General features: G+C 68.8%; 8 protein-coding genes and 1 pseudogene. 2 read left to right on the top strand and 7 right to left on the bottom strand.

Going from position 1 to position 13,963, the window contains the following annotated elements:
* Nucleotides 1–43: 43 nt before the first annotated feature.
* The 7 genes and pseudogenes from BUE44_RS38225 to BUE44_RS34895 all read right to left on the bottom strand — a co-directional run.
* A pseudogene (locus BUE44_RS38225) lies at nt 44–478 on the bottom strand (ISAs1 family transposase); the annotation flags it as partial.
* Between the two features lie 39 nt (nt 479–517).
* Nucleotides 518–655, bottom strand: coding sequence for a hypothetical protein (locus BUE44_RS38220; protein WP_200804607.1), 138 nt, complete (start codon nt 653–655; stop codon nt 518–520).
* The gene (locus BUE44_RS38215) at nt 618–1,277 is read right to left on the bottom strand and encodes a transposase family protein (RefSeq protein WP_200804608.1); all 660 of its coding nucleotides are present in this window, start codon (nt 1,275–1,277) and stop codon (nt 618–620) included. Before BUE44_RS38215 ends, BUE44_RS38220 begins: the two co-directional genes overlap by 38 nt.
* Before the next feature lie 286 nt (nt 1,278–1,563).
* Nucleotides 1,564–2,361, bottom strand: a complete 798-nt coding sequence (locus BUE44_RS34910; RefSeq protein ID WP_073503043.1) for a hypothetical protein — start codon at nt 2,359–2,361, stop codon at nt 1,564–1,566.
* A gap of 271 nt (nt 2,362–2,632) precedes the next feature.
* Nucleotides 2,633–4,204 (bottom strand): ISL3 family transposase, encoded by a 1,572-nt coding sequence (locus BUE44_RS39945; protein ID WP_159450334.1) that lies wholly within the window; start codon nt 4,202–4,204, stop codon nt 2,633–2,635.
* A gap of 210 nt (nt 4,205–4,414) precedes the next feature.
* Nucleotides 4,415–7,876 (bottom strand): hypothetical protein, encoded by a 3,462-nt coding sequence (locus tag BUE44_RS34900; RefSeq protein WP_073503042.1) that lies wholly within the window; start codon nt 7,874–7,876, stop codon nt 4,415–4,417.
* Nucleotides 7,876–12,006: a hypothetical protein gene (locus tag BUE44_RS34895; RefSeq protein WP_235002763.1), complete on the bottom strand. Its 4,131-nt coding sequence runs from the start codon at nt 12,004–12,006 to the stop codon at nt 7,876–7,878. Before BUE44_RS34895 ends, BUE44_RS34900 begins: the two co-directional genes overlap by 1 nt.
* Before the next feature lie 404 nt (nt 12,007–12,410).
* Here BUE44_RS34895 and BUE44_RS34890 point away from each other — a divergent pair, with 404 nt between their 5' ends.
* Nucleotides 12,411–12,701: a transposase gene (locus BUE44_RS34890; RefSeq protein WP_073503040.1), complete on the top strand. Its 291-nt coding sequence runs from the start codon at nt 12,411–12,413 to the stop codon at nt 12,699–12,701.
* A 35-nt stretch (nt 12,702–12,736) separates the two neighbouring features.
* Nucleotides 12,737–13,861 (top strand): IS30 family transposase, encoded by a 1,125-nt coding sequence (locus tag BUE44_RS34885; protein ID WP_200804624.1) that lies wholly within the window; start codon nt 12,737–12,739, stop codon nt 13,859–13,861.
* Nucleotides 13,862–13,963: the final 102 nt, after the last annotated feature.

The following is a 13,963-nucleotide window of genomic DNA, read 5'->3' as shown; positions in this document are numbered from 1 at the left end:
CCCAGGGCGATTGCAAAGTCTGATGATCTTGGATTGGTGCTGGTCAGTTGAGTCCGAGGAGGGTCAGTGGCCGCTCGAAGGGGCGGAGGGACATCTCGCGGAGTCCGGCGGCGATGTTGGTGTGGCCGGCGGCACGGAGCTGGTTGATGGCGAAGCTGCGGAGGGTGGCCATGTTCTCCGGTCCGTGTCCGGTGCGGACCTTGGAGGCGTCCTCGTGGGAGGCGGTGTCCCGCACAAAGTGCAGTCGGTTTTCGATCACCCACTGTGACCTCACGACCTTCGCGATGCGCTCGGGAGTGGCCTGGCGGCTGGTCAGGTCGGTGATGACGTAGACGGTCTCGCGAGTGCGTTTGCCGGTCCGGGCCGAGGTGCGGTGGCGCACGATCTTCGCGACCTGGGCGGCGTGCGGGAAGTTGATGCCGAGGTCGGTGACGGTCAGTGCCTGTACGACGCGGGTTTCCAGGCGTCCGTGGCCGGTGGAGCGGTCGCGGTCGTAGAACTTCGCTGTCGCTTCGCCTCAGGGCAGAATCCGAAGCTGCTCGTGCAGGCCCTTCTGGTTCTTCTTGACGGTGAACGCGTAGTGCGCTTTCTTGGTCTCCACCAGGTAGCGGGCGTGGTCACGGTGGGTGTGCAGGGCGTCGGCGGTGACCGTCACCCCCGGTCAGGTTGTAGGGCTCCAGCAGCGCGGCGAAGCAGGTGATCTCATTCGTCTTGTCCGGCACTCGCAGTTGGGTGACTGTCATGCCCGTGCCGGTCATCGCCGCGAGCAGGTGCGCGGCCGGGGTGTCCGCATGGCGCGAGCCGCGTGCGCTCTTGCCGTCCACGGCCAGGGTGTTCGTGCCAGCAGGGTCGTATCCCAGCAGGTCGGCCAGTCCGCCGGGGCAGGCGCGGTTGATCAGGCGGCGGATGGTGGCCGGGCTTGGTGCCAGGCGGACACCGAGCGCCGTCACGGTGCGGGCGCCGAGCCGGGCGGGGGTGTCCTGTGGGGCGTTGCGCGCCCACTGGCCGATCGCGGCGAAGGAGCGGGCCCCGGCCACCACGGCCGAGCAGGCCACCAGCATTACGCTCACGAACGGGTGACGCTTCCCGCGCCGGTGCCGTGGATCGGCCAGCGTCCGCAGCCGTGTCGCCAGCGGCCCGGTCACACGATGCTGACGCTTGGGCGACTTGATCAGGCAGACGGTGGCAGACTGACGGCACATCGAAGCTCCGGTTGGCGCAGGCGACTTGGCAAGGTCACCCGCATCAACGGGAGCTTCGTTGCGTTGGTAGCGCACCCACGGGACATCGTCACACCGCCGTGACCAGCACACCTACAAGATCAACCCGACTTTGAAATCGCCCTGGTCTTGCTGTCTCCGGAAGAAGCCGAGATCAGCAGGTCGGGTGACCCGGCGAGGTTAAACAAAGAGTTTAGCGACGGGATCTCTTGACCGGAACGGGGACGGAGCGACAACGGACCCATCTCGACAACTGCATCGGCCTTCGGACAGCATCCCCGAGCATGCCCGCTGATCACACTGCCGCACCGGGAAACACCAAGATCACCGACAGAGGTCAAGCTCAGACGACTAGCTCTCGTAGCGTTTCTGACAGTCCGGCGAGCTCGGCGACGTACTCGTCACCGAGGATTGCCCGTGGCTGGCTGGGGATTTCGGTCGCGAGCAGGACCGGATCTTCGCTCGAATCGAGGGAAGAGAACGGGTCGTTGTCGGTCAGGTCCTCGACGCCGGCCATGATCGCCTGGAATGGGGCGCCCGCAGCCTCGCCGTGCAATTGCTGTACTTGCTCTAGGGTCACGTCGCTCCACGCCAGATTATCCTGATTTTCCAACCATAGCTGGTTGACGGTTCCGGCGAGCACGGTGATCGTGTCCTGCAGGTATGCGGCGGTTTGCGCGTTGAGGCGGACTGCCTCGGCCTGCCTGTTCGCGGCGTCGGCATCGTCGGCCAGGACCGCACCGTCGAAGCGCTCGAGCGACACGAGCATCGCGCTGAGCGCGTCGGAAAGCAGCACATGGTTGGCCACGAGGCGGTGCACCGTCGCGTGCGGTTCCTCCGTGGGCACCGCGTCCTCCAGTAACCGGGCGGAGCTCTCGGTCACCTGCTCGAAGTCTTCGCGCGGCGGGTCGTTCGCGATGCGCTGGTACCGGTTGCCGATGAACCACGCGGCAAAGCTGCCCACCCCAAGAGTGGCGCCGACCCAAACGCCCGCGAGCGCCCCGACGCCGGTGGTCACGCCAGCGGCCGTGACCACCACGCCCGCGGTGCCCAGGACGACAGCAGTGTCGTTGGCGGTTACGGCGACGTTCGCCGCGGCGGCCTTCGCCTGCTGGCGCTTCTCTGCACTGACATCCGTCATCCGATTATTCCTTTCATGATCTACGCCAGGGAATGTACCGTTGTATTGTCCAGTCCTGGCGGGCACTATGCGGCGACTTTCGGTGAAAATATCTGTCGGCGACGCTTGATGTGAGCCGATTCCGGCGGGTGAAAAATGGTTCTGGATCACTTTCCGTGCCGGAGCAACGGAGGGTCACCGGCTCGGCGATCATGAACGCTCGTGACTGACGGCCTGCCCCAAAGCCTCTGGCTCCACCAGACCACCGACGTCGCAATCAGCGCCGTCACCATCACCACCAACCGGTCACCGTCCACGCCGCCACGACCAGGGTCATGCCGCGTGGAGGACGCGCTTGCGCAGCAGGTCGAAGTTGGCACGGCCGAACATCTGACGCTTGATCATCTTGATTTTGTTGTGGCCCTCGACGGCGCCGGAGCTGTGGCGCAGGGTCAGCCCTGCGACGACGGCATCGGGGCGCGTCGTCGGCATCCAGCCGGTCGGGGTGTCGGGTGATCCAGGCGGCCACGTCCCGCACGGAGGGCTTGCGGCGGGGCGGGTCCTGGTGCGGGAGCGCTTCGCGGAGCCGGTGGACGTAACGGCGGACGACCTGCTCCTGCCCTGGGTATCCGCGCTGGCGGAGTTCCTCGAACAGGCCGCGTGCGACGGTGCAGCCCTCGGCATAGCGCTGATCGAGGTAGGGCTTGTAGGGGTCCAGGATGCTGGTGCGGCCGGTCCACTGGCCGACCAGCAGCTCGTCGGGGTCCTTCGCGTTCGCCAGCCGGCGCACGGTGTTGCGGGCGAGGCCGAGCCGGCGGGCGATGGGGCGCAGGCCGACACCGTCCTTGACCAGGGCGTCAACGGCGGCGTGCTGTTCGCGGACCCGGTCCGAGAGCCGTCCGGTCCGGCGGGGCCCGGCGGTGACGGGCGGCACGGACACCGACGGGGGGCGCCCGGCAGGCGGAGAGGGTTCGGGCAGCAGGGCGCGGTGCTGGAGGACGGTCTTCTCGACGGCTTCGGCCAGGTTTTTCCACAGGTGGAAGCGGTCGGCGACGTGGATGGCGTCCGGGGCGCCAAGGCGTGCGGCCTCGGCGTAGGAGGCGGAGCGGTCCCGGCAGATGACCTTCACTCCTGGGCGGGCGGCCAGCCAGGACCGGACGGTTTCAACGGTGCGGTCGGGCAGCAGGTCGATCGGGCGGCGGGTCCCGATGTCGACCAGGATGGTCGCGTAGACGTGGCCCTTGCGCAGGGCGAACTCGTCGATCCCCAGAACCCTCGGCGCTGGCGGCTCGGCCTCTGGGACCGCGCGTATCAGCCTGAGCAGGGTGGAGCGGCTGGCCGGGACGGCGAAGGCTTTCGCCAGGCGGGAGCCGGCCCCGCCGGCCGGCATCAGCCCGAGCCGCTGCAACGAGACCTGGAGCTGCTGACTTCGCCTCCCGTACCGGAACGTGACACCCTCGACCTGCTCGACGAACGTCACCCGCGCGCATGCTTGCTGCCGGCAACGGAACCGGCGAACCCGTAAATCGATCACGACCCGGCGCTGGCCCGCCGCACTGTCGTCAAGACGGCGCACACAGCTGCTGTGAACGCGGCCCGAGGACGTCCCGCACGAAGGACACACCGCCTCTGCCCTGGTCGGGGCGGCGTGGACGGTGACCGGTTGGTGGTGATGGTGACGGCGCTGATTGCGACGTCGGTGGTCTGGTGGAGCCAGAGGTGAACGCGCGATTTCGGGGCGTCCCGGCCGTTGGGCGAGGCGGTACTCCTGCGTGGGAGCGGGGACAGCGGGGTGGTCGCCTTCGGGACCAGCGGCCTGTTCGGACGAATCGGCATTGACCTGGCTTCGCGTCGCGTGGCGCACGTCTCCACGAGCGGGTCCTCGATCGACCGCCAATCACGTGAACAGAGACCCGGGCCTTCCACCGGTGCGTCGGGGCTGTGACCGCCCGGTTCCCGTTCTACGAGAAGGGCGAGGAGGAGAGGTTCCAAGATGCGGAGGACGAGCTTCGCGTGCTGTCGGCTCCAGCACCAGCTTCAGCGCGGGCCTGGACGACCCGGTCGGCGAATCTCCTCAGACGACGGGCAGGGAGACCTCGTCCAGGTACACGGTGCGTTCGGTCAGTTCATGTACGGCGTCGATGATTCCTGCTGCCGTCGAGGGGAGGTCCTCGGCTTCGCGTACCACAACCCGCAGCCGGCTTCCGTCCGCGGGTACCGGGATCGGCGGCAGTGGCTGGTTGGTCTGGCCGGCGGCGGTCGCGCCCGGTACCCGTACCCACGCCGGGAAGGCGGGCGCGGCCGCGGTGTTGAGGGCGGTCAGGTCGACCGGTGTGCCGTCGTCGGCCGTGTCGCACCGTTCGAGGACGGCCACGACCGTGTTCGGCTTGTTGCCCTCCCGACTGAGTCCTTTGAGGAGGACGTGCAGCCCGTCGCCGTCCTGATGCACCTCAAGTGTGCGGTCCGGGAGCACTGGCACGATGTCGCTGCGGGCGACCGTGGACAGGTTCAGGCCGTCTAGACTTTCGCGTTGGAACCTTGCCAGCGCCAGGTGGGTGAACGGCGCGTACGACGTCTGTGCGGCTCCTGGCATGCCTATGTCGGCGTACCAGCGGCCGTCGTGCCAGAACACCGGGTAAGGCAGCGCCCGCACCGTCGTACCCGTCTCGACCAAGACGACGTCGAGCGAGTCGAGGGCATCGCCGAACATGGTCTCGGTCGCCAGTGCCTGGGGTGACGGTGTCGGATGGATGGGGTCCCGGTTGAGCCACGAGACCAGTGGCCGCACCTCCGCCGGCACCGTGTCCTCGGTACCGGGCCAGACCAGCACGGCCACGCATTCGCCTTCCCCCGTAATGTACCAAGGGTGGTCCAGTTCGACCCGCAGCCGTCCGCCTGACCGCGTACGCACCAGACCGCCGCCCGGGCGGGAGGTGTCCGACCAGGAGAAGGCGGGTACCGTCGCAAGTACATGTGGTGGAGCGGGGCGCGTGCTGCTCTTGACCGACACCGGTTCGAGGGTGGTCGACACTGTGAACGCGCTGTCGTCGGCCGGAGTGAAGTAGGCACGGTAGCGGCTGATCGCGGACGCCGTGTAGCGGATCATCCGGTGCTTGGTGTCGCCGAACTCCTGGCGGATCTCCGGCAGCGCGGTCGCCCCGTAGGCGACCGGTACCGCGGGCACTGCCACCGACGCGTCGTGTGAGGTGGCCGTGTCGTCCCACTCCTGCCAGTCCGCCATCAGGTTCAGCTGGGCGGTGCTCTCCGTGTGTAGCCCGAGGAGGGTGTCGTGCGGGTGCAGGACGGCGTAGCTCGCCCCGGCCGTTCGCGACGTTGTCAGTGATCCGGACGGCGCGTTGATGGGTTTGCGCACGGCGTGGACCAGTTCGATCTGCCGGGGCGGGTTGACCATCGGGTGCCGCCCCACGACGGCCAGTTCGGCGGCTCCGGCTGAGACGAGCGCACCGATGGCGAACCAGTCGAGGTGGTCCCGCAGGATCGTCGAGGACACTTCGGCGACGACCCGGTGACCGGGCGGCACGCTCACGCGTACCGTGGTGGATTGGGCGTCGTCGGCTGGGCTGACTGCGGCGCCGGATGCCAGCCAGCTCAGCCGGAGGTTGTCGCCCGGAACCAGTTCGAGGTGCTTGGGTTCGTGGTCGGGCCAGGCACCGGCCCATGGCCGGGCGTCGGTGACCGCCTGGGCCGGTCCACCGGGCTGCGGGGGCAGGGTCGCGGCGACCCCGAGCGCCATCGGGTCGGGCAGCGTGGAGGCCGGATCGACGCCGCCGGCCCGGGTGGCTCTCGCCCAGCCGGTCTCGTTGTCGACGCTGAGCACGCCGTGCTGCTCGGCGAGCTGGAACGTGGTGGCGGGTGGTGTTAACGACCGGCGGGCGTTGGCCGGGTAGGTGGGGTCATCGGCGAACTCGGCGGTGCTGAAACCGTCGAGGCCCGGCGACGAGCGGATGACCAGCTGTTCCAGACCGCCGCCCGGGCCAAGCACGTGCGGATCGACGTGTATCTGCCCGGGGTGGTCAGGGTCTGGCACGAGCAGCCCGTCGGGAAGGGTGACCTCCGGCGGCGGCACCGGCTCGTACCGGGTGTAGGAAGTTTCGGCGGTGGGGGAAGCGGCCGCGTCCGGGTCGTCGACGAGCAGTCCGCCGCCGGCCATGTCCACCACGCGCATCCGCAACTGGTACGCCGTGCCGAAGCGCAGTTCGGGCAGCGACTCGGGGGCGACCTCGAAGTCCATCGTGAACCGGTACGGGATGAGGGCGCCAGCTGCGTCGGTCGGTTCGCCCACGGCGGGCAGCCCGTCGAATGCCGGGCGGGGCACGGCGAGGCTCCAGCCGCTCCAGCGCGCCACGATCTCGTCGGCACGCAGGGCGCCGGAGGCGTCCTTGACGGCCGCGTGCGGCTTCAGGTGGCCCTCCTCCAGGATCTGTCCGGAGCCGATGGGCATGCCGTCGACCTGGTAGCGGGCCAGCCTCGTGTGCAGGGAGTACCACGTGTTGCTCTTCTGCGGGCGGACGTCGAGCCGGTAGCCCAGGACCAGGTCCTCGGCGGTGAACACGTGCTCGGCCAGGGACCCCGCGGCCGTGTTCGCCCGGCCGCGGGCGGACCTGTCGGAGAGCTGCCCTGCTCGGTCCACCCGGGCCAGCTGCAGCCCCGCCGATCGCAGCGCGGGCAGCACAGTCGCCGGCGCAGCCTCAGGGTCATCGACCACTGCGTGGGCGGCCTGGGTGAGCTTGCCGACGGCGCCGTCGACGTCCACGGTGACCACGCGCCATTTGCTTGCATCCGACAACGCCACTTGCCCGGCGGTGATGTCGCCGGCGGGGGCTGGCAGGAAATGGACCCGCTCTGCGTCCAACTGGTACGCCGTCCAGGGGGATTCAACCGGGATCGGGGACTGGGGCCAGCCGACGCGTACCCGCGCGTGTGGTTCGCTGGCGCTGACCGGCAGGTCGGCGGCGATGAGTTCGAGTTCGAGGATCAGCCCAAGGGCCTTGAGCACGTGGGGGTGCTCCCGCAGCAGCGACGTGGCACGATGGAAGTCGACTGCAGCGAAGGCGGGTGCGCCCGGTGCCGGCGGCGCCGCCGCGGGCGTGCGGTGCCAAGCAGCCAACTGGCCATGGGCGACGCCGGGGTCGGCGGGACTGTTGCCAGCGGCGCGGTAGGTGGCGGTGATGTCGTCGGCCTGCTGCAGCGTGTCGTTGACCGCAGGCTTGGGAGGAGCCTCCGGCGGCTGCCACGGGTTCACCGTGATGCCGTGGCCGAAGAACCCGCGCCAGATGGTCGAGTCGGCAAGGATACGCAAGCGGCACGTCAACGGAGACAGGACGGCGTCGCCTAGCTGGACTTCGACGACCGGTGCGGCCTGGGCGAGCACCGCCGGCCAGTCCTCCATCGCGGTGCTGGCGAGCTGCTGCTGCAGGCGCGGCACGATGAGGACCCGCAGCACGGCAACGTTCGCAGCACCGGGCCGCACCTCGATACGGCCTCCGGGGACGGCGATCCAGCCGAGCACGCTCATCACACGGATCCCTTCGCGAACGCGGCGCGGTAGCGCTGCCACTGTTCTGGCATGCCGCGGCCCGCTCTGTCCGGAGGGTTCACCTGGCTGTGCCGTTGGCGCCGGACCGATGATCCGCCGATCAGCTCCCACTCGCCCGTGTCGAGCTCGACGGATTCGCTGAACAGCGTCAGGTCGATCTCCAGCACCAGGGTGGCGCGGCCGGTAAGCTTGTCGGTGTGCTCGTCGTGCACGTAGGTCAGTGCCACGCTCACCTCGATGGACACCGTGACCAGCCCGAATACGCTCACGCTGCCGCCGAAGCGTAGGTATCCGCTCCACGCGAACTGGTCGCCGTTCTTCACCATACGGATGCCGCCCATTGCGTGCACCTCACCGCGGGCGACGACGAAGCTCATCGACAGCGACGCGCCGAACTCCAGATCGACCTCCAGCCGGCGCAGGCCAGTCCGGTCGATCAGCACGTCGACGTAGCCGCCGCCGCCGAACATCAGGACGCTGAGGTTAAACGGCTTGTCCCGGCTGGCGAACGCCAGCCCGATGCTGACCGCCCGCCCGTCGAACGGCACGTCGACCCCGGCGCGCAGGACCAGGCCGGTCAGCTGGAACACTCCGGTAGTCACGTCCGGCACGGGCAGCACGTAGGAGGCCGTAACCCCGCCCGGTGAGGCACTGATGTGCGGGCCGGAACCGCCGAGGTCCACCGCCTTCTGCAGGTCTTCAAGCAGTTTCAGCGGCCCGAAGAACCGGGCGTCGACGCCTTTGACGTCCAGGTTCGGTGCTCTGTCGCCGATCTGTTCGAACCGGATGCGGTCGAAGGAGACCATCAGCAGCTGTGCCTCGGTCGGGCCACTGTCGGATGGGACGCGGTCGGGAAGGGCAAGTGCGACACCGGCCAGGGTGCACGTCACCTTCGGCTGAGCGGTTCCCAGCTCGACGGTGATGTCCAGTGTGGAGTCCGGACAAGTCACAAAGGGGCCGCTGTCCGTCTGCAGCTTGACACCGGACCAGGTCATCGTGACCTTCGGCGGCAGACCCGGTTGATCGACCGTCAGGATCTGCGGAGGTGCGGTCAGGTCGGCCGAGCTGATCAGGTCCGCGAGTGTGAAGCCGAGCAGGGTAGCGCCGTCGCCGAGGATCTTCTTCGGGTCCAGCGTCCCGGCTGTGCGGGCAAGTATCCCGGCCACGTTGACCGGCCCATACGTGCGCGAGATGCCGTCGGCGACGATGTCCGGTGCGCAGATGCCTCCGCTGCGGGCCGTGTTGGACGCGAACGTCGTGGCCAGCGAGGGCAGACCCTGCGGAACCTGGAACGGGATCTCCAGGTCGGGTGCCGACTGCAGCAGGGCGCGCGTCAACGCCAGCCGCAGCGGAGGCTGGTCGGCGCCGAGCAGCGCGCGTACGGCCGGCAGGTCGGCTTCGAAACCCCAACGCTCTGGCGGCGGCTTCTCGCCCTCGCCAGCGTCCGGTGGTGCGCCAAGCCGGGGCCAGAAACCGTCGGTGTGCGGCGCGCCCACGATGTGCAGGCGCCGCACCTGGCAGACGTCGGCGGACCGCGGCGGGCGGCTCCGCACGAGATCGACCGGCGTGCTGCCGACGTCCACGATCCCGTCCCCGGCGTCGGCCCGATACGTGCTTGCCAGCCCGGTGAGGATCTCCCCGTCGGCCAGCGAACGGAACGCCGGGGACAGCAGGCCCTCCGGTTGGTCGATGTCGGCCACGAAGATCAGGGGCAGCTCGACGTGCAGGTCTCCGAGGCGGCCGGCGAGGCGAACCGGAAACGGCAGGGGCCGCTGACCGAGGTGCGGGGTGAAGAACACGCCGACCGGAGCGACGCCGCCGAACGACAGCGCAGCGAGCTGAGCGTCGACGTGCTGCATCTGCACGAGCACCGCCAGATACCTCTCGGCGGCCAGCGCTCGGGTGAGGACCGTGTCGGGATCGTCCGGGTCGAGCGGATCATCCGGGTCCAGCGCCTCACCGGCGTCCTCGGTCAGACCGAAAGCCAGGTCCTCGGTCGGAGAGGTCCCGCCACCCGGGCCCATGTCGCCGTAGAGCTGCTTGTACAGGGTCCTGGCCTGCGCCCCGATCTGCTCCTGGATCAGCTCCAGTCTCTCGCGATCCGGCGTCGGAAAGGTCTTGCACGTCCACTGCGGCCCGTCGAGGCCCTCGACGTAGGTGCCCCCGATCTCGACCTCGGCGAACGGGAACGCCGCCCGGGCCGCGGCGTCGTCGGGCTCTCGGCGCAGCGGCTCGGTCACCCGCAGGCTGGTCGTCTTGCGCAGGTGGGCGATCGCGCCCTCAGCCGTCGACTCGAAGACCCGCTCGGTCAGCTCGACATACTCGGCCCGGTGCCCGAACGGATACAGCACACCCTCGATCGTCACGCGTACTCGCTGATCCCGGCCGAGCACGGTCAGTTGCTCCCAGGCGAACCCGGGCCACGTTCCGGCCGCGGCCAGGGTGCCGCCGATCGCGCTCAACGCGAGCCGGTCGATGCGCGCGGTGGGCTTCTCCACCAGGATCCGGGTACGCGTACCGCCGGTGAGCGGAACCGGGAACGGGTCGGAGGAGTCCGCTCCGAGGGGATGCAGCACGAGCCCGGCCGCGGAGCCGGCGGTGGCGCCGTCGGCACGCAGTTGGGTCTGCCACAGCCCGACCGTGCCGACGACCGAAGCAGCCACGTCGGCCGGATGCCCGCAGCGCACGGCAGTAGCCGCGTGCGGCGACAGAACCAGCCCGTACGGGATCTCGATCGCACTCGCGCCGTCCAGCAGGCCGTCACCGGAGCGCACCGTGCCGCGCCGCAGCGCGTCCAGGATGCCCTCGGTGGTCAGCGGCACGGCCCGGCCATCGTCGAGGTCGATGACGATCCGGCTGGCCCCGGCCAGGGCCGCGCGCCAGGCCGAGAAGCCGCCCGTGGCTGCCGGGGCCAGGCCGGGCGCCACGGGGCCGGCCGCCGGGACAACCTCCTCGGCCAGGTGCTGCGGTGGGAACAGCACGGTCAGGGATCCGGGCCCGCCGGTGAGCTCGGCAGGGCCGTCCGGCGCGGTGCGCACCTGGAACCCGTCCCATCGCACGCCGAGCAGAACCAGATCGCGGGGCCGCACGAGCAGCAAATCCGGGTCGATCGGCGCCGGGGTGAACGTGACCGGCGGCGGATCGGGTTCGGCCAGTGCGAGGCCCTGGAGCTCCCACATTCCGGCGACCGGCTCGCCCATGCCGTGGTCGGGATCGTTGCGGAAGAGGGCGTGGGTGAAGCCGCCGTCGGCCTCGCGGTGGAGGACCTCGAGCGTGTCCTCCTGAACGGACCAGGCCGCGAACGGTGTGGCGGACCGGCTCACCTCGCTCGGGCCGGACCAGCCCTCCGGCGACTCGAAGGTCCACTCCACAATCCGGTTGTCGGTGGCACGGGCGAACAAGGTCAGCCGGTTCAGCCCGAAGTCGACGAGCCGGATGTCGGCGGTCACGGTGACGCCGTTCATGTCCAGCCGCTCCTCGGCGTCGAACCAGCGGCTGCCGTTCCAACCCCAGTGCACCGGTACGCCGCCCGATCGGACGGCGAAGACGTCCAGCCGGTTCGGCGCGTATGACACTGCAGTGACCGGGCCCAGGATGTTGCTTCCGCCGCGGAACTCCGTGCGCCAGAGCCCTTCGGCGTCGTCCCACCACCAGTGCGCCAGCGCGCCGTTGCAGCCGAAGATGTCGATGACGTTGTCATCCCGCCTGACCGCTGCCGGGATGGAACCAGCGCCAAAGTCGCCCAGGACGTTCGGACCGCTCCAGCCGTCGGAGCTGAAAGCCCAGTGCCGCAGCGGGCCTTCGATACCGAAGGAGAACACGTGCAGCGGGCCGGTCGACAACACACTCAGCTCGCTTAGGCAGTATCCGGGCAGCGTCTGCACGGTGGGCGTGCCCAGCCACCCCGGTGGCTGCGAGAGCCAGCTCCAGTCGACGATCTGCATCCCGGCACGGCCCAGCAAGTGCAGCCTGGTCTGCACCCCGTCGAAGGACGAATCGACGACCGGATCGCTATCGAAGTGCCCACCGAGCCGCTCCGGTCCGAACACGACCCCTTCGCCGGTGCTCCAGTAGTGCTCGATCTCGCCGTCGTCGGTGCGCACGAACACGTCGAACTCGCCGACGTCCCAGGTGGCGACGGCGAGCTGGTGGCGTAGGGCCGACCTCGCGAAGTCCATGTCTGGAGCCTTCCGTCCGGCGCCGTCCAGCGGTCCTACAGGAATCGGCAGCCCCTGGGCCGCGTCGATGCGCGCCTTCTTCGGGACCAGGCGTCCAGCCTCAGGGGAATCCACATCAGGATCCCAGCTTCAGTAGCTGTTGTCTTCCGAACTTGAGTAGCTGTTGCTTTTCCGATAGCGGCGGGTGGGTTTTCGCTGATCAGGTGTAGGTGTGGTGTTTCGGCGGCAGGGACGAGGTGTCGTGTCGTTTCTTCGGTGGAGGTGCCGGGATGAAGCTTCCCCGTTGACCTGGACACCTGGAGACTGGGACGTGGTCCCAGAGGAAGTAGAGCCAGGTGAGCAACAAGCAGGGCAAGCGGTACTCGGAGGAGTTCAAGCGTGATGCCGTCGCGCTGGCCCGATCCTCCAGTAAAGCGGTCACTGAGGTGGCTCGAGACCTGGGAGTGAGCCCCGAGGGGCTGCGGAGCTGGGTCAAGCAGGACAAGATCGACCGCGGCGAGGGCGGCCCGGGCGAACTGACCAGTGCCGAGCATGAGGAATTGCGTCGCCTTCGCCGGCAGAACCTCGAACAGCAGAAGACCATCGAGGTCCTGAATTCAACGGGTCAGAGCAACAGTGCTGGTTGAGGGCGGTATGCGTGGCGAGACTGGGTCGGCCGGGGATGTCGGACGAGATGAAGGCCGACTTGTGGCGGCGGTGGAGGGCTGGGGAGTCGATCAGCGTCATCTCAAGGCAGATCGGCAAGCCGCCCGGCTCGGTGTTCACTGTCCTCAAGCACCACGGAGGGATCGCTCCCGTGCCCCGCAAGGCGCGGGCTGGAAGCCTGACCATGGGCGAGCGGGAGGAGATCTCGCGCGGACTGTGTGCCGGGGAGTCCTACCGGGCAATCGCCGGCCGCTTGGGGCGTGCGGTGTCGACGATCAGTCGTGAAGTCGGCAAGAACGGCGGACGCGACGTCTACCGGGCGATCGCTGCGCAGGAACGTTCGCTTGACCGCGCCCGGCGCCCGAAGCAGTGCCTCCTCGCCCGCAGACCCGTGCTGAGGCAGGCGGTGCTGACCTTGCTGAGGGAGGAGTGGTCGCCGGAACAGATCACCGGGCATCTGCGTCTCCACCACGGTTCCGACACGGGGATGGAGATCAGCCACGAGACGATCTACCGGTCGGTCTACACCACCCGATGGAAAGTGATACCCCGCGAGCTGTGCAAACGCCTTCGAACTGGACGCCCGATCCGGAAGAACAAGCGTCACACGGTGAAGGGACAGTGGCGCTCACAGATCACTGACGCCCGACCGATTGAGGACCGGCCCCAGGCGGCGGAAGACCGCAGCGAGTTCGGGCACCTGGAGGGCGATCTGGTGATCGGCTCGAACAACAGCCAGGTCGCCACACTGGTCGACCGGAAGTCGCGGTTCCTCACGGTGGTGAAACTCGCCAGCCGCCACACCACCGTGGTCGTTCCCGCACTCGCCGAGACCTACGCACGCATGGACCCCCGCCTACACAGCGCGCTGACCTGGGATCGCGGCATGGAACTGGCAGCTCACAAGCGGTTCACCTCGGACACTGGTGTCGACGTGTTCTTCGCAGCCCCGCGCAGCCCCTGGCAGCGTGGCACCAATGAGAACACCAACAAGCTGTTCCGGCAGTACCTGCCCAAAGGCACCAATCTGTCGACCTTCAGCCAGGACGACCTTGACGCCATCGCGACGAAGCTCAACAACCGCCCGCGCAAGTGCCTGGGATTCCGCACACCAGCCGAGAGTATTGCCTTGACCGGTTGAATCTAAGACGGCCTTCTTCGCGCGGGAGAGCGACCGGTGAGCGAGGTCTACCGGTTCATCGCGGCGGAGAAGGCCACCTACCCGGTCACCCTGCTCTGCCGC

Source organism: Actinacidiphila paucisporea (assembly GCF_900142575.1).
Taxonomy (GTDB): domain Bacteria; phylum Actinomycetota; class Actinomycetes; order Streptomycetales; family Streptomycetaceae; genus Actinacidiphila; species Actinacidiphila paucisporea.
Note: the sequence above shows the minus strand (reverse complement) of the source record. Positions and strands in the feature narration are given on the sequence as shown.

Excerpts from the sequence above, each read along its gene's own strand:
- BUE44_RS34900 (WP_073503042.1), bottom strand. The coding sequence starts at position 7,876 with ATGAGCGTGCTCGGCTGGATCGCCGTCCCCGGAGGCCGTATCGAGGTG.
- BUE44_RS34885 (WP_200804624.1), top strand. The coding sequence starts at position 12,737 with ATGTCGGACGAGATGAAGGCCGACTTGTGGCGGCGGTGGAGGGCTGGG.
- BUE44_RS34910 (WP_073503043.1), bottom strand. The coding sequence starts at position 2,361 with ATGACGGATGTCAGTGCAGAGAAGCGCCAGCAGGCGAAGGCCGCCGCG.